This is a genomic window from Roseicyclus salinarum, assembly GCF_029624655.1.
Lineage (GTDB): Bacteria > Pseudomonadota > Alphaproteobacteria > Rhodobacterales > Rhodobacteraceae > Roseibacterium > Roseibacterium salinarum.
Genome location: NZ_JARRSA010000027.1, coordinates 1 through 21334 on the forward strand (window position 1 = coordinate 1; position 21334 = coordinate 21334).

Consider the following 21334-nt stretch of genomic DNA (forward strand, 5'->3'; position numbering starts at 1 on the left):
CCCGCGCTCGACACCGTCGAGCGCGCCGTCGGTCCCGTCACCACGCTCGTCTCCAACGCCGGCGTGCCCGCGATGGTGCGCGGCGACCTTCTGGACATCACTGCCGAAAGCTTTGATCGCTGCATGGCGGTCAATCTGAGGGGGGCCATGTTCCTCATGCAGGAAACGGCGCGCCGCATGTTGCGGGCGACGCAAGGTCCCTACCGCTCGATCCTCGTGGTCACGTCCGTCAGCGCCGGGGTCGTGTCGCCCGACCGGGCCGAATACTGCATCTCCAAGGCAGGGGCCTCGATGATGGCCAGCGCCTTCGCCGCGCGCCTCGCCCCCGAGGGCATCGGCGTCTTCGAGCTGCGTCCCGGCATCATCCGCACCCCGATGACCGACCCCGTTTCGGGCCGCTACGACGCGCGCATCGCCGAGGGCCTCGTGCCCGCCGGGCGCTGGGGCGAGCCTGCGGACGTCGGCCGCGTCGCCGTGCCGCTCGCGCGCGGGGATTTCGATTTCGCCTCCGGCGCCGCGATCCCGGTCGACGGCGGCCTTTCCATCCACCGCCTGTGAGGAGCCGATGACCGAGGGCTACGATTACATCATCATCGGCGGCGGCAGCGCCGGATGCGTGCTCGCCGCGCGTCTGAGCGAGGATCCCGCCGTCCGGGTCTGCCTGCTGGAGGCCGGCGGGCGCGACTGGAACCCGCTGTTCCACGTTCCCGCAGGCTTCGCCAAGATGACCAAGGGCGTCGGCTCGTGGGGCTGGAGCACGGTTCCCCAAAGGCACCTCCGGGGCAAGGTCTTCACCTACACGCAGGCGAAGGTGATCGGCGGCGGTTCGGCCATCAACGCGCAGATCTACACGCGGGGCAACGCGCTCGACTACGACGAGTGGCGGCAGATGGGCTGCGAGGGCTGGTCCTACGAGGACGTGCTGCCCTATTTCCGCAAGGCCGAGGACAACGACACCTTCGACGACAGGTATCACGGGCGCGGCGGCCCCCTTGGCGTGTCGCGGCCCGCGGCGCCCCTGCCGATCTGCGAGGCCTATTTCGAGGCCGCCACGCGCCTCGGCATCCCGCGGAACATGGACGTCAACGGCGAGCGCCAGGACGGCGTCGCCTATTACCAGCTCACCCAGAGGAACGCGCGGCGGTCCTCGGCGGCGATGGCCTATCTCGCGCCGAACCGGGGCCGCGCGAACCTGACCGTCAGGACCGGGGCGCAGGTGCGGCGGCTTGACGTCTCGGGCGGGCGCGCCACGGGCGTGACGCTGACGGACGGCACGCGGCTCGCGGCCGGTACGGAGGTGATCCTGTCCTCCGGCGCCATCGGCTCGCCGAGGCTGCTGCAGCTTTCGGGCATCGGTCCCGCCGACCACTTGCGCGACCTCGGGATCGACGTCGTGCTCGACCAGCCGAACGTGGGCGAAAACCTGCAGGATCACCTCGACCTCTACTGCATCTGTGAGGTCACGGGGCCGCACACCTACGACCGCTACGCCCGGCCGCTCATGTCGGCCGTGGCGGGCGTGCAGTATCTTCTGACGCGCAAGGGCCCCGTGGCCTCCAGCCTCTTCGAGACCGGGGGCTTCTGGTATGCCGACCCCGACGCAAGGTCGCCCGACCTTCAGCTTCACCTCGGCCTCGGAACCGGCATCGAGGCCGGCGTGGCGGCCATGCCCGAGGGCGGCGTGACCCTGAATTCCTGCTATCTCAGACCGCGCTCGCGCGGGACGGTGCGGCTGGCAAGCGCCGATCCCTCGGAAGCGCCGCTGATCGACCCGAACTACTGCGCCGACCCCCGGGACCTGGAAATGTCGATCCGGGGCCTGAAGCTGACGCAGGAAATTCTTGCACAAGATCCCCTGCGGCCCTTCATCCGGGCCGAACGTCTGCCCGGCCCGGAAGTGAAGACCGACTCGGACTACTTCGCCTACATCTGCCAGCACTCCAAGACGTCGCATCACGGCGCGGGGACCTGCAGAATGGGCGTCGACGCCGGCGCCGTGGTGGACCCGCGCCTGCGCTTCAACGGCATCGCTGGGCTTCGGGTGGTCGACGCCTCGATCATGCCCACGGTGATTTCCTCGAACACCAACGCAGCCGCGATCATGATCGGCGAAAAGGCCGCCGACATGATCAAGGCCGACAACGGAGGCGCGTGATGCGGCTGCCGACCTACGACGGAACGCTTCAGGACTACCGCCTGACGAGCGAGCCGCTGATCCCGCGCGCGCCGGGCGTGGCGCTGACCCGCACCGCCTTCGCCGCGGCGCACGTCATCTCGGACCCGATGGCCGAGCGCAGCCCGTGGGACACCCGGCCCGCCGTCGACTGGGATGCGACGCTGGCCTTCCGCCAGGGCCTCTGGGACCAGGGGCTTGGCCTCGCCGAGGCGATGGACACCGCGCAGCGCGGCATGGGCGTCGACTGGGCGACCGCGCTCGAGCTGATCCGGCGCACGATGGACGCCGCGCGCGGCCACCCCCTGAGCCCGTGCGTCGCCTGCGGGGCGGGGACGGACCACAAGGCGCCGGACGAGCTTCGCGACCCGCAGGCCATCGTCGCCGCCTACGCCGAGCAGATGGAGGCGATCGAGGCCGCGGGCGGGCAGATCATCCTGATGGCGACCCGCGCGCTGCCCGCCATCGGCGCGGATGCGGAGACCTACGCGAAAGTCTACGACACGCTTCTGGCGCAGGCGGCCGGGCCGGTCATCCTTCACTGGCTGGGCGAAATGTTCGACCCCGCGCTTGCGGGCTACTGGGGCACGCGCGACGTCGGGACCGCGACCGATTTCGTCCTCGACCTGATCGCGCGCAACGCCGCGAAGGTCGACGGCATCAAGATCTCGCTTCTCGACCAGGCGCACGAGGAGGCGTTCCGCAGCCGCCTGCCCGCGGGCGTGCGGCTCTATACGGGGGACGACTTCAACTACGCGCCCCTGATCGAGGGCGACGGCACGCATTTCTCGCACGCGCTTCTGGGCATCTTCGCCGCCATCGCACCCGCCGCGAGCCAGGCGCTCGAGGCGCTGGCGAGGGACGACCTCGAGACCTACCACGCGCTTCTCGCGCCGACCGTTCCGCTGAGCCGCGAGATTTTCAAGGCGCCCACGCGGTTCTACAAGGCGGGCATCGCGTTCCTGTCATGGCTCAACGGGACGCAGGCGCATTTCATCATGCCGGCGGGCTTCCAGTCCTCCCGCGAGATCGCGCATTACGCCGAGGTCTTCCGCCTTGCCGACCGGGCCCGCCTGCTGGCCCGGCCCGATCTGGCGGAGGCGCGGATGCGCACGCTTCTGGCGCTGCACGGGATCGACGGGTAGCAATGCCCCCATGAAGCGCCGCCCCACCATCACCGACGTCGCTGCGCGCGCGGGCGTGTCCAAGTCCACGGTCTCCCTCGTGCTGCAGGGCAGTCCGCAGGTGCGGGCCGAGACGGCCGCACTGGTGCGCGCTGCAATGGGCGAGATGGGCTACGTCTACAATCGCGCGGCGGCGACGCTTCGGGGGTCTTCCGTGGGGCTCGTGGGCCTTGTCATCAACGACTTGCGCAATCCCTTCTTCACGGAATTCGCCGCCTCGCTGCAGATGGCGCTTGCCTCGGAGGGCTACGCCACCGTGATCTCCAACTCCGACGAGGACCCCGCACTTCAGTCGCGGCTTGTCGCCACGATGATCGAGCATGGCGTCGACGCCGTGGTGATCTGCCCGGCCCACGGCGACGGCGTGGCCACGTTCGAGCCTTTGGCCCGCGCCGCGATCCCCACGCTCCAGGTCCTGCGCCGGATGGACGCGCGCACCGACCTGTTCCCGTTCTCGAGCTTTGACTACGCCGAAGGAAGCATGGAGGCGACGCGGCACCTCATCGGCCTCGGGGCGCGCCGCATCGCCTTCGTCGGCGGGCTCGACGGTCTGTCGGTCACGCAGGAGCGCATGGCGGGGTATTCCGCCGCGCTCGCCGAGGCCGGGCTGCCCCCGTTGCGCGTCGCGGGCCCCAGTTCGCGCGCCTTCGGGCTCGACGCGGCCGCGCGGCTTGCGGCGGAGCACCCCGATTGCGACGGCGTTCTGTGCTTCAACGACCTCGTGGCGCTTGGGCTGCTGGCCGGACTGATGCGCGCCGGGGCGGCGGTGGGCGACGACATCCGGCTGGTGGGGTTCGACGACATCGAGGATTGCGCGCTGAGCTGGCCGCAACTGTCGTCGGTGTCCTGTGACATTGCCGTTTTCGCGCGGGACACCGCGGCCACGCTCCTGCGTTGGCTGAGCTCGGGCGTGAAGCCGCCGCCCGAGCGGCGGGCGCCAGTGCACCTCGTGGCCCGCGCCTCGAGCCTTGGGGGGACCAAATGACGCCGGACGCGCTGCTTCGTGCCATGTTCGACAGGGCCGTAGAGGTCGCCGACCCGATGCAGAGCCTCGCCGCGCATCTTCCGCCCCGGCCCGAGGGGCGCGTCGTCGTCATCGGTGCGGGCAAGGCGAGCGCGCGCATGGCCGAGGCGGTCGAGGCCGAATGGGGCCCCTGCGAAGGGCTGGTGATCACCCGCTACGGCTATGCGCGGCCCTGCCGCGGGATCGAGATCGTCGAGGCGGCGCACCCCGTGCCGGATGCGGCGGGCGTCGCCGCCACCGCCCGGATGCTCGCGCTTCTGGAGACCTGTGGCGACGGGGATTTCGTGCTTGCGCTCATCTCGGGCGGCGGTTCTGCGCTGCTGATCCAGCCGGCGGACGCGATCACCCTCGCCGAAAAGCAGGAGCTGACGCAGGCGCTTCTGGCGTCCGGCGCACCGATCGGCGAGATCAACGGCATCCGCAAGGAGATCTCCGCCGTGAAGGGCGGCCGTCTCGCCGCCGCGGCCTATCCCGCGCGGATGCTGGCGCTGATGATCTCGGACGTGCCGGGCGACAGGCCGGGCGACATCGCGAGCGGGCCGACCGTGGGACACCGGGGCGACGCGGCGCGCGCGCTTTCGGCGCTGAAACGCTGGGGGGTGACGCCGCAGCCGTCCATCGCCGCCTACCTCGAGGCCGGAGGCGATCCGGTCCTGCCCGACGATCCTCGCCTCTCGCGCGTCGAGAACGTCATCGTCGCGGCGCCCTCGCAGTCGCTGGCCGCCGCCGCCGCGCTGGCCGAGGCGCAGGGCTATGCCGTGGACATGCTCGGCGACGCGATCGAGGGCGAGGCGCGCGAGGTGGCCCGCGCCCATGCCGAGCGCGCGCTGAGGGCCGCCGGCCCCCGCGTGATCCTGTCGGGCGGCGAACTGACGGTCACGCGGCGGGGTCACGGCGTCGGTGGGCCGAACGCGGAGTACGCGCTTGCGCTCGCGCTTGCGCTCGACGGCGCTCAGGGCATCCATGCCATCGCCTGCGACACCGACGGCGTCGACGGCGCGGCCGAGGTCGCCGGCGCGCTGATCGGGCCCGGCACGCTGGCGCGCGCGCGGCAGGCGGGCCGCGACCCGCGCGCCGCGCTCGACGACAATGATGCGCACAATCTCTTCGAGGCGGCAGGCGCGCAGGTCGTCACCGGCCCCACGCTCACCAACGTCAACGATTTCCGCGCGATCCTGATCGTCCCACCGGAGTAGAGCCATGCTGATTCACACCGTCCTGTTCGAACCCGCCTCGCCCGAGGCCGAGGCACGCATCGTCGAGGCCTGCGGCATCCTCGCGGGCCTCGACGTGCCGGGAATGTCGGGATTCCGCCACGGCCCGAACCGCGACTTCGAGGGCAAGTCCGCGCGCTACACCTACGGTTTCTCGGTCACCTTCGAGACACGCGACGTGCATCTCGCCTACGAGGCGCATCCCGACCACGTCCGCGCCGGCGGCATCATGGTCGAGAACAGCCGGGGCGGGCATGACGGCATCTTCGTCTCCGACCTCGAGGTCTGAGGCGGCTGGCGGACACGCCGTGACCCGCCCGCCCGGGGCTGCCCGCCTGTCGGTCCTTTTCGTGGCGGACAGCGACCGGCTTGAGACCCAGAGCTGGTTTCTCGCCGCGTCGCTCGCGCAGGTCCACGAAGGCCGGGCGCACCGGATGCTCGCCTATGTCTCCGCCGCCCGGATGCCGAAGGTGTCGCGCGTCACGCGCGATCTCTATGAGGCGTGCGGCGTCGATCTGCGCCTCCTGCCCGATCCGCCTGACTGGCGCAGGCCCTATCCGCACGGGAACAAGCTGGTGGCGGCCGCCGACCTCCGCGACACGCCGCGCGCGGTGTTCCTCGACACCGACATGGTGTGCCTCGGCCCGCTTGACGCCCTCGCGGAGCTGCCGGACGACACCGTGGCCGCCGCGCCCGAGGGGGTGGCGACCTGGGGCGGCGAGGGCGACAGATGGGCGCGGGCCTATGCCCATTTCGGGCTGCCGCTCCCGCAGGAGCGAATCCGCCTTCTGCGCGGCCGCAAGCGCGAATTCGTGCCCTATTTCAACGCGGGTCTCGTCGCCTTTCCCGATACCTCCCGGACGGATGGCGCACCGCGCTTCGCCGAGCGCTGGATCGAGACGGCTGTCGATTTCGACAGGACCTGCAGCATAGGCGGCAAGCGTCCCTGGCTCGACCAGATCACCCTTCCGCTGACGCTTGCCCGGTTCGGCTACCGCACGCGGGTGCTGGACGGGACGTGGAACCACTCGCTAGCGCGGCGCAGGGACCCCGAGGCTGCGCGTGCGGCGCGGGTGCTGCACTACCACAGGTTCCGCCATCTCGCCGAGGGGCCCGCGTGGCCCGAGATCCTCGAGGGGTTCCGGGCGAGGCTTCCCGCGCGCCACCACGCCGCTGCCGAGGCCGTCCTCGCCGCCGAGGGCCTTGTGCCCGCGCGATGACGAGGGGCTTGCCGCAGGGGCGCCTCCCGTGGTGATCTTCTCGGGTGAAACCATCGCGGGAAGAGGGCGCATGAACCTTGCGTTATGGCTGGAGCGCACCGCCCGTGTGATGGGCGCGCGAAGCGCGCTGGTGCTGGGCGACCGGGAGGTTGCGGACTACGCCACCTTTGCGCGGCGCGCCGCCGGCCTTGCCGCCGCCCTGACCGGACGGGGCGTGGCCCCCGGCGACCGCGTCGGCATCTTCGCAAGGAACGTGCCGGACTACCTGACCTGCTTCTACGGCATCTGGCGCGCGGGTGCGGTGGCGGTGCCCGTCAACGCCAAGCTGCACCCAAGGGAGGCCGCGTGGATTCTCGGCGACGCGGGCGCGCGGATCTGCTTCGTGACCGACGACCTCGAGGCCGGCATCGCGCAGGCGGGTGCGCTTCATGCCCTGCGCATCGGGGACGCCGCCTTCGAGGCGATGTGCGCCGAGCCTCCCGGACCCGCCGTGCCACGCCAAGAGACCGACCTCTGCTGGCTGTTCTACACGTCCGGGACGACCGGCAAGCCCAAGGGTGTGCGGATCACGCACGGAATGGTCGCCGCGACCTCGCTCTGCTACCCGGTGGACGTCGATCCCGTCACTTGCGCCGACGCGGCCCTCTATGCCGCGCCGATGAGCCACGGCGCCGGTATCTACGCGCCCATCCATGTGCGCATGGGCGCGGCGCATGTCGTCCCGACCTCCGGCGGCTTCGACGCGGACGAGGTCCTGCAGCTGTCGCGGGCGCATGGCTCGACCTCGATGTTCATGGCGCCAACGATGATCCGCCGGCTGACCGACGCGGCCAAGGCCTCGGGGGGCAGGGGCGAGGGCATCCGCACCATCGTCTACGGCGGCGGACCCATGTACCGCGCCGACATCGAGGAGGCCGTGGACTGGTTCGGCCCGAAGTTCGTCCAGATCTACGGGCAGGGCGAATGCCCCATGGCGATCTCGGCCCTCTCGCGGGGGGAGGTCGCGGACCGCAGCCATCCGCGCTGGCGCGAGCGTCTCGCCTCGGTCGGCCGGGCGCAAAGCCTGGTCGAGGTGGCGATCGGCGACGGGGCGGGCGGCATCCTCGCACCCGGCGAGACCGGCGAGATCATGGTCCGCGGCGCTCCCGTCATGCCCGGCTACTGGAACAACCCCGAGGCGACGGCGAAGACGCTGGTCGACGGCTGGCTGATGACCGGAGACGTCGGCCGTCTGGACGCGGACGGCTACCTGACGCTCGCCGACAGGTCGAAGGACGTCATCATTTCGGGCGGCACCAACATCTACCCTCGTGAGGTGGAGGAGGTCCTGCTGACGCATCCCGGCGTGCACGAGGTCTCGGTCGTGGGGCGGCCTTCGGCGGAATGGGGCGAGGATGTCGTGGCCTTCGTGGTGCCCGCGCCCGGGTCGCGGCTGGATCCCGAGGCGCTCGATGCGCATTGCCTCGAGGCCATCGCGCGGTTCAAGCGCCCGAAGCACTACATCGCGGTGCCCGAGCTGCCCAAGAACAACTACGGCAAGGTTCTGAAGACCGAATTGCGCGAACGGCTGGAAAGGGAGGAGACATGACGGATCTTTCGGGCAAGACGGCGCTCGTCACGGGGTCGGTGCAGGGGATCGGCCTCGCCATCGCCGAGGCCTTCGCCGAGGCGGGCGCGCGGATCGCGGTCAACGGGCTCGCTGGGGATGCGCAGATCGAGGAGGTCTGCCACCATCTCCGCGACAAGGGCACGCCGCAGGCCGAGTTCTTCGACGGCGACCTGCGCGACCCCGACCGCATCGACGGGCTGATGCGTGCTGTCGCCGCGTGGTGCGAGCCGTCGGGTGGGCCGGACATCCTCGTGAACAACGCGGGCATCCAGCACACCGCGCCGCTGGCCGAGATGCCGCGCGCCGCGTGGGACGCGATCCTCGGCGTGAACCTGTCCGCCGCGTTCCACACCATGCAGCACGCTATGCCGGGCATGGCCGCGCGCGGCTACGGACGGGTCATCAACATCGCCTCGGTGCACGGCCTCGTGGCCTCGAGGGACAAGGCGCCCTACGTCGCCGCGAAGTTCGGGCTGGTGGGCCTCAGCCGGGTGGCGGCGCTGGAATACGCGGCCGCCGGCGACAAGGCGCGCGGCGGCGTGACGGTCAACTGCATCTGTCCCGGCTGGACCGAGACGGCGATCATCCAGCCGCAGATCGAGGCGCGCGCGGCCCTTCACGGCGGCGACCGCGACCTCGGCATCGCCGAGCTTCTGGCCGAGAAGCAGCCCAGCCTGCGCATGTCCGATCCCGCCGAGATCGCCGCCCTCGCCCTGTGGCTCTGCGCGCCCATCGCGCACAACGTCACCGGGACGGCGATCCCCATCGACGGCGGCTGGACGGCCCGGTAGGCGCGGGCCTGCGCCGCCGGAAAACGCGCGCGCCGCCGCCACAGTTTTCGGCAATTCCGGGGGCGCGCCTTGCTGCCCCGCACCCGCGCCTCTACATCGCCCAGCATGAGACGCTTCATCCCCTTCGTAAAATCCGACCCGTTGGTGGCCGTCGTCCGCCTTCAGGGCGCGATCATGGCCAATCCGAGGGGGGCGGGCCTCAACGACCAGGCCGTCGCGCCGGCGATCGAGCGCGCGTTCCGTCGCGGCAAGCCGGCCGCCGTCGCGCTGGCGATCAACTCGCCCGGCGGCAGCCCGGTGCAATCCTCGCTGATCGCGGCGCGCATCCGGCGTCTCGCTGACGAGAAGAAGGTCCCCGTGCACGCCTTCGTCGAGGATGTGGCGGCGTCCGGCGGCTACTGGCTGGCCTGCGCCGGAGACAGGATCTGGACGGACCATTCCTCGATCGTCGGCTCGATCGGCGTCATTTCAGCGGGCTTCGGCTTTCACGACGCGATCCAGAGGATCGGCGTGGAGCGGCGGGTCTATACCTCGGGCGAGTCGAAATCGATCCTCGATCCCTTCCGCCCTGAACGGGCCGAGGACGTCGTCCGCCTGAAGTCGCTTCAGGGCGACATCCACGAGGCCTTCATCGCCCATGTGAAATCGAGCCGCGGCGACCGCCTGAGCGACGACCCCGAACTGTTCACCGGGGCGTTCTGGACGGGAGCGAGGTCCGTCGAGCTCGGCCTCGCAGACGGGATCGGCCACGTCGTGCCCAAGATGAAGGAGCTGTTCGGCGAACGGACCCGCTTCGCCGTCTACGGCCCTCGCCGCAGCCTGTTCGGCCGCATCGGCGTCTCGCTGGCATCAGAAGTCGCGACCGGCCTCGAGGAGCGCGCAGCCTACGCGCGGTTCGGCCTGTCGTGATGCTCAAGATCGTCACCCTTTTCCTGGTGTTCATGGCCGTGCTCGCGATGTTCGGGCGGCTTCGCCTGCCGAGGATCGGGCGTGGAAACGGGCTGCCGAAACCGCGCCTGTGCCCCGATTGCAAGCGCTACAACCTCAAGGGCGGCCCCTGTCCGCACTGCAACGAAGGTCAAGGCTGACGCATGGCGGCAGAATTCGCTCTGGCGGGGCTTGGCCTCGTCATCCTTCTCCTCGCCGGCGACATTCTCGTGAAGGGCGCGGTGAACCTCAGCCTGCGCCTTGGCATCCCGGCGCTGATCGTCTCGCTGACCATCGTGGCCTTCGGCACCTCGGCGCCCGAGCTTCTCATCTCGATCAAGTCCATCCTCGACGGCGCTCCGGGCCTTGCGCTCGGCAACGTCGTGGGATCGAACACGGCCAACGTCCTGCTGGTGCTGGGCATCCCGGCCATGCTTTCGGGCCTTCACGCGGCCAGCGACACGCGGAGCACGTTCCTGTTCATGATCGGCGGAACCCTGGTGTTCATCGCCCTCGCCTTCGCGGGGCCGTTCACGTGGTGGCACGGGCTGATCCTGCTGGCGCTCCTGGGCGGCATCCTGTTCGACGCGGCCCGCAGCGCCAACGCGCACCGGGTCGCGGCCCACGGCGCGGCCCAGGCGGCGCCTCCGCTCGAGGACGACGCGCTGGACGAGGCCGACCCGGACATGCCGTGGTGGAAGATCGGCCTCTACGTCGCGCTGGGCCTTGCGGGCCTGCCGATCGGCGCGGACCTGCTGGTGGACAGCTCCATCGCGATCGCCTCCGCCTACGGGGTCAGCGAGACCATCATCGGCCTGACGCTGGTGGCCGTCGGAACCTCGCTGCCCGAGCTTGCGACCACGGTGATGGCCGCCATCCGAAGGCATACCGACGTCGCGCTCGGCAACGTCATCGGGTCGAACCTGTTCAACCTTCTGGGCATCATCGGCATCTCGTCCTTCGTGGGCCAGATCCCGGTCGACAGCGAGATCATGCGCTTCGATCTTTGGGTCATGCTGGCCGCCTCGCTGGCGCTGGCGCCCTTCGTGTTCCTGCGCTGGTCGATGGGGCGGCTCGTGGGCGTGATCTTTACCGCCCTCTATGCGGGCTATATCACGCTACTCCTGCTGTAGGGGAGATGGGCGGATGACGGCACTTGTGACGGGCGCGGCGAAGCGTCTTGGCCGCGCGATGGCGCTTCGGCTTGCGGAACGGGGACACGACGTCGCGGTCCACTACTCCGGAAGCGTGGACGAGGCCGAGGCGACGGCGGCCGACATCCGGGCGTTGGGGCGCAGGGCCGTGACGCTGCAGGCGGACCTCACCGTCGAGGCCGAGATGCAGGCGCTTCTGCCGCGCGCCGCCGAGGCGCTGGGATCGCCCATCACGGTCCTGGTGAACAACGCCTCGATCTTCGAGTACGACACGATCCAGAGCGCGACCCGCGACAGCTGGGACCGTCACATCGAATCCAACCTGCGCGCGCCCTTCGTCCTGACGCAGGCGCTGGCCGCGCAGATCCCGGCCGCCGCCGAGGACGAATTCGGCGAGCCCGAGGCGCAGGGTCTCGTGGTCAACATGATCGACCAGCGGGTGCGCAAGCTCACGCCCGAGTTCATGAGCTACACCATCGCCAAGATGGGGCTCTGGGCCTTCACCCGCACCGCCGCACAGGCGCTGGCGCCGAACGTGCGCGTGAACGCGATCGGTCCGGGCCCCACGCTGCAGGGCGCGCGGCAGACCGAAGTGCATTTCGCCCGCCAGCGCGCCGCGACGGTGCTTGGCCGCGGCGCGGACGCGGAAGCGATCTGCGCGGCGCTGGATTACCTCCTGACCGCGAGGGCGGTGACCGGCCAGCTCATCTGCGTGGATGGCGGTCAGCACCTGGCCTGGCAGACGCCGGATATCCTTGGGGTTGAGTAGCGACCCCCGGATACACCAAATTCCACTTCTCCACTGAGGCCGGTGAGGTAACAGAGGCGTTAACCTTCGGTAACAGTCTTGTAAAACCAGTTGGCGGGTTAAAAATAACATCATTAAAACAAGGCATTACAAAGATGCCTAAAAAGGGTGCAATCCCCAGAAGCCTGCCGAATACAAGGGAAATTTCAGGTGACCCAAGATTTCTCCGCAAGGTTATCCACATTGGTGGGGGATTGTTGCCGCCTTGATTTCGCCCACCTTGCATTGCAGCCGCGACCAGAATCGAATTGAGCACTGATCCATGCCCGAAGAGACCCAGACACACGCCGTGACAGGCCACGAGGTGATCCGGGATTACCTGCGCTCGATCGACAATTCGCCGGGCGTCTACCGGATGCTCGATAGCCAGTCGCGGGTGCTGTATGTCGGCAAGGCGCGGGCGCTCAAGAAGCGGGTGTCGTCCTACGCCAAGCCGACCGGCCACTCGCCCCGGATCGCGAGGATGATCCGCGAGACGGCCTCGATGATGTTCCTGACCACCCGGACGGAAACCGAGGCGCTCCTGCTCGAGCAGAACCTCATCAAGCAGCTGAAGCCCAAGTACAACGTGCTTCTTCGCGACGACAAGAGCTTCCCCAACATCCTCGTGAGCCGCGAGCACCCCTTTCCGCAGATCAAGAAGCATCGCGGCGCCAAGAAGGAAAAGGGCGAGTATTTCGGCCCCTTCGCCAGCGCCGGCGCGGTGAACCGGACGCTCAACCAGCTGCAGAAGGTGTTCCTGCTGCGCAACTGCACCGACGCGGTCTTCGACAGCCGCACGCGCCCCTGCCTGCTCTACCAGATCAAGCGGTGCAGCGGTCCCTGCGTCGGGCATATCAGCGAAAGCGACTACGCCGCCTCGGTGTCGGATGCGGTGCGGTTCCTCAAGGGCGACACGACCGATCTGCAGGCGCAGCTGGCGACGCAGATGGCGAAGGCCTCCGAAGAGATGGAGTTCGAGCGCGCCGCCGCGCTGCGCGACAGGATCAGGGCGCTGACCAACGTGCAGTCGGCGCAGGGCATCAACCCGCGCGGCGTGCGCGAGGCCGATGTCGTCGCGCTTCACATGGAGGGCGGGCAGGCCTGCGTTCAGGTCTTCTTCATCCGCGCCAACCAGAACTGGGGCAACAGGGATTTCTATCCGCGCATCGGTCCCGACATCGACGAGCCGGAGGTGCTGGAGGCCTTCCTCGGCCAGTTCTACGACCAGAAGGAACCGCCGAGGCAGCTTATCCTGTCCCACCAGATCGAGAACCCGGACCTCATGGCCGATGCACTCGGCCAGAAGCTGGGTCGCAAGGTCGAGATCCTCGTGCCGCAGCGAGGCGAGAAGGCCGAACTGATCGATGGCGCGCTGCGCAACGCGCGCGAAAGCCTCGCGCGGCGCCTCGCCGAGGGGCAGGCGCAGACGAAGCTGCTGGACGGCCTGGCCGAAGCCTTCGGCCTCGATGCGCCGCCGCGCCGGATCGAGGTCTACGACAACAGCCACATCCAGGGATCGAACGCGGTGGGCGCCATGGTGGTCGCAGGCGCCGATGGCTTCGTGAAGTCGCAGTATCGCAAGTTCAACATCCGTGGCGACAGCCTGACGCCGGGCGATGACTTCGGCATGATGAAGGAGGTGCTGACCCGCCGGTTCCAGCGCCTGCTGAAGGAGGACCCCGATCGCGAGGGCGAGGCCTGGCCCGACCTTTTGCTGATCGACGGCGGAGCGGGGCAGGTTTCGGCGGTGAAGGAGATCCTCGACGAGATGGGGATCGACGACGTGCCGTTCATCGGCGTGGCCAAGGGCATCGACCGCGACCTCGGCAAGGAGGAGTTCCACCGCCCCGGCGCCCCCGCCTTCGCGCTGAGGCGCAACGATCCCGTGCTCTACTTCGTCCAGCGCCTGCGCGACGAGGCGCACCGCTTCGCAATCGGCGCGCATCGCCAGAAGCGCGCGAAAGCCGTGGCCGCCACGCCGCTGGACGACATTCCGGGCGTGGGCGCGACCCGGAAACGCGCGCTCCTGACCCATTTCGGCAGCGCCAAGGCGGTGTCGCGCGCCAACCTCGCCGACCTCAAGGCGGTGGACGGCGTGAGCGAGGGCCTGGCGCAGAAGATCTACGACTACTTTCACGAGCGCGGCTGAGGGGGAAGCCTCGTCGCGGGACCGGAGGCCCCTTGCCGAGGCTGGTGCCTCCGGCGGGAGTTTTTCGCAAGGATGAAGACCGCCGCGGGTCGCGGAATGGGGAACCCGGCGGCGGACGGGCGTGTTTCCCGCAGGTGAGAGCACAACCACACAGCACCCGCCGGCACATGGCCGCGCCCGCGAGCACTTGATGGCGACGCGCCGAAAGACAGGCATTCCATCGGGACGCCACGCAAGCTACACCGGCGCCATGCGCTGGTCCCTGCCCAACATCCTGACGGTACTGCGTCTTGCGGCGGCGCCGCTCGTGGGGCTCGTGTTCCTTGTCCTGCCGCGGCCGGCGGCGGACTGGTTCGCCCTGATCCTGTTCCTCTTCGCGTCGCTGACCGACTATCTCGACGGGTGGCTCGCGCGGAAATGGGGGCAGGTCAGCCGTTTCGGCGCCATGCTGGACCCGATCGCGGACAAGGCGATGGTGGTGATCGCGCTGGCGGTGCTGCTGGGGCTGCACGGGATTTCCGACTGGACCCTCATCCCGATCACCGCGATCCTGTTCCGGGAAGTCTTCGTCTCGGGGCTGCGCGAGTTTCTCGGGGCGACGGCGAGCCTTCTGAAGGTGACGCAGCTCGCCAAGTGGAAGACCACCGTGCAGATGGTCGCGATCGCGCTCCTCTTCACATGGGGGCTGTTCGATCATTATTTCGTCATGCAGACCTTCGGCATGTCGCCGGAGATCGTGAACGGCATCCTATCGGGCGAGATCGAGGACGACGTCGGACTGGGCTGGAAATATCTTGGCCTCATCGCGGCGTCCTACGGCGGGCTGGTCCTGCTGTGGATCGCGGCGGGGCTGACGCTTGTGACGGGCTGGGACTATTTCAGGAAGGCGCTGCCTTACCTCAGGGACGGGGGCTGAAACCGACCATGAAACTCGACATTCGGTATTTCGCCTGGATCCGGGAACGCCTTGGCACCGGCCACGAGAGCGTGGAGACCGAGGCGGGCACGGTGGCCGACCTGATCGACGAGTTGCGCGCCCGCGATGAGGCCTATGCGCATGCCTTCGCGGACACGCGCGCGATCCGGGCTGCGGTCGACCAGGACCTCGTGGGGTTCGACGCCGCGCTGGCCGGCGCGCGGGAGGTCGCCTTCTTTCCGCCGATGACCGGCGGATGAGCGCGATGGAGACGGTCCGCGTCCAGGAGGCGGCCTTCGACATGGGGGCCGAGTTGAACGCCTTCGCCGCCGCGGTCGAGGGGGCGGGGGCGGTGGTCAGCTTCTCGGGCCTCACGCGCGACCTTGCCGCGGGCGGGCTCGAGGCGATGGAGATCGAACACTACCCCGGCATGACCGAGAAGGCGCTGGGCGCCATCCGGGCCGAGGCGATCGCGCGGTTCGGGCTGGCGGAGGCGATGATCCTGCACCGCCACGGGCGGCTTGCGCCGGGCGAGCCGATCATGATGGTCGCGACCGCCGCGCGGCACCGGGCTGACGCCTTCGCGGCGGCGGAGTTCCTGATGGACTACCTCAAATCGCGCGCGCCCTTCTGGAAGAAGGAAATCTCGGGCGGGGGCGCCGAATGGGTGGCCGCGCGCGACGAGGACGAAGACGCGCTTTCACGCTGGTAGGGCCTGAGCGCGCCGTCGGGGCGGTTCAGCCGTGGTTCCGGTCGGTCTGTTCGATGTAGAGGCGAAGCTCTTCCGATTCCGCCCGCGCCTCGCGCAGGCCGTCCATCGTGGCGCGCAGTTCTGCCTCCGTCTGGCTGAGCTGGCTCGTCAGTTCCGTCTCGCGCTGCTGCAGGTAGGCGATCGCCTGGTCGCGCGTCTCCTCGGCGTCGTGCAGGGCGCGTGCGAGGGCCTCCATCTCGCCGAGGTCGGCGCTCGAGACCCGGCTGAAGCGCGCCACGAGCCAATGCGCCAGCCATCCGAGGCCGAAGGCCACGAAAAGGATGATGGCGATGGCGATGATGAACTGAAGCCGATCCATGCGCCGTTACTCCTCCTCTGGCGGGGCGGCCGCGGCGGCGGCCTCCGCGATACTGTCGGGCCGGGGTTCCGGGCGAAGCGCGAAGGCTTCGGCGCGCGCCTCGGCTTGGGCTTCGGCCTCGGCGCGCGCTTCGAGCGCGTCGACCTGATCTTGCAGGCGGAACTCGATGCGGCGGTTTCGCTCGCGTCCGGCTTCGGTGCCGTTGTCGGCGATGGGCTGGCTCTCGCCATAGCCGCGCGCCGTCAGGTTCGAGACCAGCACGCCGCGCGCCAGTAGGCCGTTCAGGACCGCGTCGGCGCGGCTCTGGCTGAGGCCGAGGTTCATCTCCTCGCGGCCCTGGCTGTCGGTGTGGCCGCCGATTTCCATGGCGACGTGCATGCAGTTCGGCAGGATCTCGGCGATCTGGTCGAGGATCTCCCCGGCCTCGTCCGTGATCTCGACCGATCCGGGTTCGAACACGATCTTCCGGTCTTCCTGCACCGACTGGATCGAGGCGACGCATTCCTCGGCCGTGGGCATCGAGGCGATCGGGTCGAGTTCCTCGTCGTAGCGGATGTCGAGCTGGAAGTCGGCTCCGGCGCCGAGCGCGTCGCTCAATTGCCGCGTCAGCTCCGAGCGCAGGTCGGCGTCGCCGGTCCGCCCGCGGATCCGGAGCGTGTCCGGCTCCAGCGTCAGTTCGCCTTCGTGGAGCTGCGCCAGCGCCCTCAGGCCCGCCATGGCGCGCACCGACCAGCCCTGCGGCAGGTCGGGCACGGCGCGGGTGGCCAGATCGGTGCGCTCCCGCCCGAAGACGGCGACGGCGAAGGCCGCGACGGACTGGCCGACGGGTCCTTCGGGCAGTCGGCCGCGCAGGCGCACGCCGGTGTCCGCGTCGAGATTGGCGAAGAAGCGGGCGGGGCCGCCGGCGTCGTTCTCGGCCTCCGGAAGCACGCCCTGAAGCGTGAAGACCTCGGGAAGGGCCGCGTCCAGCTCGCCGATCACGCGGTCGAATTCGTCCTGCCCTGTGCCCTGCGCCGCGACCAGCGTGACGTAGGCGTCCGAGAAGGTGAGCGTCCCGCCGGGAAGCTCGTGCAGCGCATTCAGGCCGATCTCCACCGCCTGCGCCCAGCTGGGGCTGGGCACGCCGAGGCCGATGGGGCAGGCGATGTCGCCCTCCATGCCGGCCGCGCGGGCCGCGGCGAGGATCCTTTCATGCGCGCGGGCGGTGTCGGCGGCGCAGGCCTCGAACCTCGATCCCTCGGCGTCACGCACCGCGCGCAGCGTGAAGGGCGAGAAGACCGGCCGGGGCGCGGAGATGTCGAGCACGACCTCCACTCCGGCGGGACGCGCGGCCTGAAGGTCCGCGATCCACTCGGATTGCTGCTCGGGGCTGTCGCTGATCGCCTCCACCTCGACGCGGTCGGCGTAGACGGTGACCTTCGAGCGCGGCAGCTGCCTGAGCGCCCTCAGGCCATAGCCGAGCGCCGAGATCCATGTGTCGGGCGCCGGGTAATCGGCCGTCTCGACCATGTCCGTCACCTCGGTTCCGTCGGCGATGCTCTCGATCGCGTCGGCAATCTCGTCGCCGCCGTCCACGCCGGGCACGAGGCCGATGATCTGGATGCCGTCGCCGTTGCGCAGCATGTCGAGGGAGAAGCGCGGCGCGGCGGCAGTGTCGCGGATCTCGATCGCCGCCTCGTTGACCACGCGGTCCCCGTCGATCACCGAGCCTGCGCGCGATTCCGCCAGAAAGCGGCTCGCCTCGTCGGGGGCCGTGCCGCGAAGGAAGATCTGAAGCCCGTCCGCGTCGACCTCGGCCCAGTGGAAGCCTTCCTCCTCCAGCACCTCGCTCACCGCCTCGATCGAGCGCCGTTCGATCGTGATCGCCGCGACCACGGCGACGCCCAGCGACAGGGCGCCGGCGGCGATGAAGGACAGGATGACGGCGAAGAAGGGAGTACGGATCATGCGCGGGGTCTGTCGTCCGGGCCCGGGACGGGCTCGCGCCGGGTTAGCGCGTTGCGCCCGGGGGTTCAATCTCGGTCGGTCTCAGAGGAAGGCCGCGACGGCGAAAAACAGCGCAGGCAGAAGCCCGGTGTCGCGGTTGGACCTGAACATCCGGAGGCAGACGCCGCCGTCGTCGATGTCGAGCCGGCCAAGCTGCCAGGCCATGTGCCAGCCCATCGCCCAGACGCCCGCCAGCGCCACGGCGAGGGCAAGGACGTCGCCGCCCGGCACCAGCGCCAGCAGCACCCCCAGCGACAGGAGCGCGACCGCGGCCATCATGAAACCGCGCAGCCACGGCATCGTCGCGGCCCCGAACAGGAGCGCCGTGGACTTCACGCCGATCAGCGCGTCATCCTCCTTGTCCTGGTGGGCGTAGATCGTGTCGTAGAACAGCGTCCACGCGATGCCGCCGAGATAGAGGGCCACGGCGGGCCATCCGAGCGATCCGGTGTGGGCGGTCCACGCCAGCAGCGCGCCCCAGTTGAACGCGAGGCCGAGGAACACCTGTGGCCACCATGTGAAGCGCTTGGCGAAGGGATAGACAGCGACCGGCGCGAGCGCGAGGATGCCAAGCGCGATGGCGGCCCCGTTGAAGGTCAGGAGGATGCCGAACGCGAGCAGTGCCTGGACCACCAGCCAGCCGAAGGCGCGGCGCGGCGTGACCTGCCCGGAGGGGATCGGCCGCGACCTGGTGCGGGCCACGCCCGCGTCGATGTCGCGGTCGGTGATGTCGTTCCACGTGCAGCCCGCGCCGCGCATCAGGAAGGCGCCTATGGCGCATCCCGCCACGATCCACAGGTCGAGCGGGCGCAGGCCCGAGGGATCCGCGGCGGCGGCAAGCATGACCCCCCACCAGCAGGGCAGAAGCAGCAGCCATGTCCCGATCGGCCGGTCCGCCCGGCTGAGCCGCAGGTAGGGACGCAGGGCGGCCGGTGCGCGCGTGTCGACCCAATTGCCGGAAACGGCGTCGTAGACCTGTCCGTCGGCGGCCGGTGCCTCTGGCCTTCCCTGCGCGTCGCCCATAGGTTTCGCCTCATGTCGCGTCCCAAGATACGGCTCCATGTAGAGCATCCCCTGAGCGAAGGGCAAACGGTCGACCTGACGCGGGAGCAGGCGAACTACCTTTTCGCGGTCATGCGCCTGTCGCCCGGCGACGCCATCGCGCTGTTCAACGGGCGCGACGGGGAATGGCGCGCGGACATCACCCAGGGCAGCAAGCGCGGAGGGACGCTGACGATCGTCGAGCGGACGGCGCCGCAGATGGACCCGCCGGACCTGTGGCTTCTGTTCGCGCCGATCAAGAAGGCGCGCACGGATTTCATCGTCGAGAAGGCGGCCGAGTTGGGCGCGGCGCGCATCCTGCCGGTCCAGACCGACTACACCAATTCCGAGCGCGTTCGCCGCGACAGGCTTCAGGCCCACGCGATCGAGGCGGCTGAGCAGTGCGGCGGCACCTACGTGCCCCCCGTGGAGGAGTTGCAGCCGCTTTCGGCGCTACTGGACGCATGGCCCGAGGGGCGGCGCCTCGTGTTCGCCGACGAGACGCTGGCAGGGTCGAGGCAGGCGCTTGCCGCCGCGTCCGACGCGTCGGGATGGGCGATCCTGATCGGGCCGGAAGGCGGCTTCTCCGAGGCCGAGCGCGAGCGCCTGCGTGCGCTGCCCTTCGTGACGTCCGTTTCCCTCGGCCCGCGCGTCCTGCGCGCAGACACCGCCGCCGTCGCGGCCATGGCGCTCTGGCAGGCCGAAAGGGGGGATTGGCGGTGAGACGCGCGAGCGCCTGCGACCGGGAGGCGATCGAGGCCTTCCTTCGCCGGGATCCGGCGCACGCGATGTTCCCGCTGTCGAACCTGTTGCGCCACGGACTGGGCGAGGGGCCGGGACGCGCGATGAACCGCGGCGCGCTTCGGGGTGTTCTGGGCGTCACCGGCGACGGGATGATCCTGCCGGTCTGCCCCGCGACCGCCCCGCAGGAGATGGCGCGCGCGCTCGCCGGACGGCGGATGATCGGCATCATGGGCGCCGGACCGCAGGTGCGCCCCCTCGCGGCGCTTCTGGGGCTGGACGGGGCGGACAGGGCGCTGGACGAGGACGAGGCGCAATTCGTGCTCGACCTTGACGATCTGGTCGTTCCGGGCGGTCCCGGGCGGCTGGTGCCGCTGGCCGATCTCGACGCCGAGACCCGCGTCGCGTGGCGACGGGACTACTGTATCGAGACGCTCGGCACCCCGCCCGAACGCGCTGCGGCCACGGCCGAGGCCGACGTGGCGCACTACCTCTCGGAAGGGTCGCACCGGGCGCTGATCGACGGTGGCATGCCCTTGGCCATGACCGGTTTCAACGCGCGCCTGCCCGACATCGTGCAGGTCGGCGCGGTCTACACGCCACCCGCCCTGCGCAATCGCGGCCACGCCCGGCGGGCCGTCGCCCTGCACCTTGCCGAGGCGCGGGATGCGGGCGTGCGGCGCGCCACGCTCTTCACGTCGGGGCCGGCGGCCATTCGCGCCTACGAAGCGCTCGGATTTCGCCGCTCGGGGACCTGGACGGTCATCCTTCCGGCCCGGCCCGAGGTGATCCATGGCTGAGTTCCTCCGCCCCGAGGCCACCGCCGCGCTGCGCCGCTGGCGCGAGGTGCTTCTGGTGCTGGCCGTCGTCGCCGCGGGCCTCTGGATCGCGCTGCGGCCCGGACCCGTCGTGCAGGGGTTCGGCTGGCTTCTTGCCGCCCTCGGCGCGTTCATGCTGGTGCCCGCCATCCGCCGCGCCCGCTTCGCCGCGTCGGGCGACGCGCCCGGCGTCGTTCAGGTGGACGAGCGGCGGATCCTCTACATGGGTCCGACGCATGGCGGCGCGGTCGCGCTCGACGAGCTGGAGCACCTGTCGCTGCGCCGGACCGAGGACGGCCGCGCGGCATGGGTGCTGGTGGAGGGCGGCACGCTCCTGGTGATCCCGGTCGAGGCGCGTGGGGCCGAGGCGCTGTTCGATGCGTTCACGGCGCTGCCGGGCCTTTCCGCGAACGCGATCCTCGCCGCGCGTGAAGGCACGGCGCGCGGCACCACGCGACTGTGGACGCGCGCACAGAACCTTGCCCTGAACAAGCCTTGACACGCCAGAAGCTCCGGGCCACCTCTGC

The 21334-nt window shown here is 70.0% G+C and carries 23 protein-coding genes; 20 read left to right on the forward strand and 3 right to left on the reverse strand.

Annotation, left to right across the window (positions count from 1 at the left end; translation table 11 throughout):
• From P6F26_RS15365 to P6F26_RS15445, 17 genes are all read left to right on the forward strand, one after another.
• Window positions 1-558, forward strand: a 558-nt coding sequence (locus tag P6F26_RS15365) for a 3-ketoacyl-ACP reductase (RefSeq protein ID WP_278029579.1), incomplete at its 5' end; no start/stop codon positions are given.
• A 7-nt stretch (window positions 559-565) separates the two neighbouring features.
• Window positions 566-2155, forward strand: a complete 1590-nt coding sequence (locus tag P6F26_RS15370; protein WP_278029580.1) for a GMC family oxidoreductase — start codon at window positions 566-568, stop codon at window positions 2153-2155.
• Window positions 2155-3318, forward strand: coding sequence for a dihydrodipicolinate synthase family protein (locus P6F26_RS15375; protein ID WP_278029581.1), 1164 nt, complete (start codon window positions 2155-2157; stop codon window positions 3316-3318). Before P6F26_RS15370 ends, P6F26_RS15375 begins: the two co-directional genes overlap by 1 nt.
• A 10-nt stretch (window positions 3319-3328) precedes the next feature.
• Window positions 3329-4342 carry a LacI family DNA-binding transcriptional regulator gene (locus P6F26_RS15380; RefSeq protein ID WP_278029582.1) on the forward strand — a complete coding sequence of 338 codons (1014 nt, stop codon included), beginning with the start codon at window positions 3329-3331 and terminating at the stop codon, window positions 4340-4342.
• Entirely contained in the window at window positions 4339-5577 is a 1239-nt protein-coding gene (locus tag P6F26_RS15385; protein ID WP_278029583.1) for a glycerate kinase type-2 family protein, read from the forward strand. Before P6F26_RS15380 ends, P6F26_RS15385 begins: the two co-directional genes overlap by 4 nt.
• 4 nt (window positions 5578-5581) lie before the next feature.
• Window positions 5582-5884 (forward strand): Dabb family protein, encoded by a 303-nt coding sequence (locus P6F26_RS15390; RefSeq protein WP_278029584.1) that lies wholly within the window; start codon window positions 5582-5584, stop codon window positions 5882-5884.
• A 19-nt stretch (window positions 5885-5903) separates the two neighbouring features.
• Window positions 5904-6815 carry a glycosyltransferase family protein gene (locus P6F26_RS15395; protein ID WP_278029585.1) on the forward strand — a complete coding sequence of 304 codons (912 nt, stop codon included), beginning with the start codon at window positions 5904-5906 and terminating at the stop codon, window positions 6813-6815.
• Between the two features lie 70 nt (window positions 6816-6885).
• Window positions 6886-8403, forward strand: coding sequence for an AMP-binding protein (locus P6F26_RS15400; protein ID WP_278029586.1), 1518 nt, complete (start codon window positions 6886-6888; stop codon window positions 8401-8403).
• Complete coding sequence (locus P6F26_RS15405; protein ID WP_278029587.1) at window positions 8400-9215, forward strand: 3-hydroxybutyrate dehydrogenase; 816 nt, start codon at window positions 8400-8402, stop codon at window positions 9213-9215. The genes P6F26_RS15400 and P6F26_RS15405 overlap by 4 nt, the downstream gene beginning before the upstream one ends.
• 105 nt (window positions 9216-9320) lie before the next feature.
• Window positions 9321-10124, forward strand: a complete 804-nt coding sequence (locus P6F26_RS15410) for a S49 family peptidase (RefSeq protein ID WP_278029588.1) — start codon at window positions 9321-9323, stop codon at window positions 10122-10124.
• Entirely contained in the window at window positions 10124-10303 is a 180-nt protein-coding gene (locus tag P6F26_RS15415; protein WP_430736757.1) for a hypothetical protein, read from the forward strand. The genes P6F26_RS15410 and P6F26_RS15415 overlap by 1 nt, the downstream gene beginning before the upstream one ends.
• Before the next feature lie 3 nt (window positions 10304-10306).
• Window positions 10307-11275: a calcium/sodium antiporter gene (locus tag P6F26_RS15420; protein ID WP_278029590.1), complete on the forward strand. Its 969-nt coding sequence runs from the start codon at window positions 10307-10309 to the stop codon at window positions 11273-11275.
• 13 nt (window positions 11276-11288) lie between these two features.
• Window positions 11289-12065, forward strand: coding sequence for an SDR family oxidoreductase (locus P6F26_RS15425; RefSeq protein ID WP_278029591.1), 777 nt, complete (start codon window positions 11289-11291; stop codon window positions 12063-12065).
• A gap of 301 nt (window positions 12066-12366) precedes the next feature.
• The gene (uvrC, locus tag P6F26_RS15430; protein WP_278029592.1) at window positions 12367-14235 is read left to right on the forward strand and encodes an excinuclease ABC subunit UvrC; all 1869 of its coding nucleotides are present in this window, start codon (window positions 12367-12369) and stop codon (window positions 14233-14235) included.
• 250 nt (window positions 14236-14485) lie between these two features.
• On the forward strand, window positions 14486-15151 hold the full coding sequence (pgsA, locus tag P6F26_RS15435) for a CDP-diacylglycerol--glycerol-3-phosphate 3-phosphatidyltransferase (RefSeq protein ID WP_278029630.1): 666 nt from the start codon (window positions 14486-14488) through the stop codon (window positions 15149-15151).
• A gap of 8 nt (window positions 15152-15159) precedes the next feature.
• Window positions 15160-15411 (forward strand): molybdopterin converting factor subunit 1, encoded by a 252-nt coding sequence (gene moaD, locus P6F26_RS15440; protein WP_278029593.1) that lies wholly within the window; start codon window positions 15160-15162, stop codon window positions 15409-15411.
• On the forward strand, window positions 15408-15863 hold the full coding sequence (locus P6F26_RS15445) for a molybdenum cofactor biosynthesis protein MoaE (protein ID WP_278029594.1): 456 nt from the start codon (window positions 15408-15410) through the stop codon (window positions 15861-15863). The genes moaD and P6F26_RS15445 overlap by 4 nt, the downstream gene beginning before the upstream one ends.
• Window positions 15864-15888: 25 nt before the next feature.
• Here P6F26_RS15445 and P6F26_RS15450 read toward each other — a convergent pair whose 3' ends face one another.
• From P6F26_RS15450 to ubiA, 3 genes are all read right to left on the reverse strand, one after another.
• On the reverse strand, window positions 15889-16221 hold the full coding sequence (locus tag P6F26_RS15450) for a hypothetical protein (RefSeq protein ID WP_278029595.1): 333 nt from the start codon (window positions 16219-16221) through the stop codon (window positions 15889-15891).
• A 6-nt stretch (window positions 16222-16227) separates the two neighbouring features.
• Window positions 16228-18168 (reverse strand): OmpA family protein, encoded by a 1941-nt coding sequence (locus P6F26_RS15455; protein ID WP_278029596.1) that lies wholly within the window; start codon window positions 18166-18168, stop codon window positions 16228-16230.
• A gap of 81 nt (window positions 18169-18249) precedes the next feature.
• The gene (gene ubiA, locus P6F26_RS15460) at window positions 18250-19230 is read right to left on the reverse strand and encodes a 4-hydroxybenzoate octaprenyltransferase (protein ID WP_278029597.1); all 981 of its coding nucleotides are present in this window, start codon (window positions 19228-19230) and stop codon (window positions 18250-18252) included.
• A gap of 12 nt (window positions 19231-19242) precedes the next feature.
• Here ubiA and P6F26_RS15465 point away from each other — a divergent pair, with 12 nt between their 5' ends.
• The 3 genes from P6F26_RS15465 to P6F26_RS15475 are packed head-to-tail and all read left to right on the forward strand — an operon-like array spanning window position 19243 to window position 21306.
• Window positions 19243-19971, forward strand: a complete 729-nt coding sequence (locus P6F26_RS15465; protein WP_278029598.1) for a 16S rRNA (uracil(1498)-N(3))-methyltransferase — start codon at window positions 19243-19245, stop codon at window positions 19969-19971.
• Window positions 19968-20789, forward strand: coding sequence for a GNAT family N-acetyltransferase (locus P6F26_RS15470; protein WP_278029599.1), 822 nt, complete (start codon window positions 19968-19970; stop codon window positions 20787-20789). Before P6F26_RS15465 ends, P6F26_RS15470 begins: the two co-directional genes overlap by 4 nt.
• Window positions 20782-21306, forward strand: a complete 525-nt coding sequence (locus P6F26_RS15475) for a hypothetical protein (protein WP_278029600.1) — start codon at window positions 20782-20784, stop codon at window positions 21304-21306. Before P6F26_RS15470 ends, P6F26_RS15475 begins: the two co-directional genes overlap by 8 nt.
• Window positions 21307-21334 lie beyond the last annotated feature (28 nt).

Excerpts from the sequence above, each read along its gene's own strand:
- P6F26_RS15370 (WP_278029580.1), top strand. The coding sequence starts at position 566 with ATGACCGAGGGCTACGATTACATCATCATCGGCGGCGGCAGCGCCGGA.
- P6F26_RS15375 (WP_278029581.1), top strand. The coding sequence starts at position 2,155 with ATGCGGCTGCCGACCTACGACGGAACGCTTCAGGACTACCGCCTGACG.
- P6F26_RS15380 (WP_278029582.1), top strand. The coding sequence starts at position 3,329 with ATGAAGCGCCGCCCCACCATCACCGACGTCGCTGCGCGCGCGGGCGTG.
- P6F26_RS15385 (WP_278029583.1), top strand. The coding sequence starts at position 4,339 with ATGACGCCGGACGCGCTGCTTCGTGCCATGTTCGACAGGGCCGTAGAG.
- P6F26_RS15390 (WP_278029584.1), top strand. The coding sequence starts at position 5,582 with ATGCTGATTCACACCGTCCTGTTCGAACCCGCCTCGCCCGAGGCCGAG.
- P6F26_RS15400 (WP_278029586.1), top strand. The coding sequence starts at position 6,886 with ATGAACCTTGCGTTATGGCTGGAGCGCACCGCCCGTGTGATGGGCGCG.
- P6F26_RS15405 (WP_278029587.1), top strand. The coding sequence starts at position 8,400 with ATGACGGATCTTTCGGGCAAGACGGCGCTCGTCACGGGGTCGGTGCAG.
- P6F26_RS15410 (WP_278029588.1), top strand. The coding sequence starts at position 9,321 with ATGAGACGCTTCATCCCCTTCGTAAAATCCGACCCGTTGGTGGCCGTC.
- P6F26_RS15415 (WP_430736757.1), top strand. The coding sequence starts at position 10,124 with ATGCTCAAGATCGTCACCCTTTTCCTGGTGTTCATGGCCGTGCTCGCG.
- P6F26_RS15420 (WP_278029590.1), top strand. The coding sequence starts at position 10,307 with ATGGCGGCAGAATTCGCTCTGGCGGGGCTTGGCCTCGTCATCCTTCTC.
- P6F26_RS15425 (WP_278029591.1), top strand. The coding sequence starts at position 11,289 with ATGACGGCACTTGTGACGGGCGCGGCGAAGCGTCTTGGCCGCGCGATG.
- uvrC (WP_278029592.1), top strand. The coding sequence starts at position 12,367 with ATGCCCGAAGAGACCCAGACACACGCCGTGACAGGCCACGAGGTGATC.
- pgsA (WP_278029630.1), top strand. The coding sequence starts at position 14,486 with ATGCGCTGGTCCCTGCCCAACATCCTGACGGTACTGCGTCTTGCGGCG.
- moaD (WP_278029593.1), top strand. The coding sequence starts at position 15,160 with ATGAAACTCGACATTCGGTATTTCGCCTGGATCCGGGAACGCCTTGGC.
- P6F26_RS15445 (WP_278029594.1), top strand. The coding sequence starts at position 15,408 with ATGAGCGCGATGGAGACGGTCCGCGTCCAGGAGGCGGCCTTCGACATG.
- P6F26_RS15450 (WP_278029595.1), bottom strand. The coding sequence starts at position 16,221 with ATGGATCGGCTTCAGTTCATCATCGCCATCGCCATCATCCTTTTCGTG.
- P6F26_RS15455 (WP_278029596.1), bottom strand. The coding sequence starts at position 18,168 with ATGATCCGTACTCCCTTCTTCGCCGTCATCCTGTCCTTCATCGCCGCC.
- ubiA (WP_278029597.1), bottom strand. The coding sequence starts at position 19,230 with ATGGGCGACGCGCAGGGAAGGCCAGAGGCACCGGCCGCCGACGGACAG.
- P6F26_RS15465 (WP_278029598.1), top strand. The coding sequence starts at position 19,243 with ATGTCGCGTCCCAAGATACGGCTCCATGTAGAGCATCCCCTGAGCGAA.
- P6F26_RS15475 (WP_278029600.1), top strand. The coding sequence starts at position 20,782 with ATGGCTGAGTTCCTCCGCCCCGAGGCCACCGCCGCGCTGCGCCGCTGG.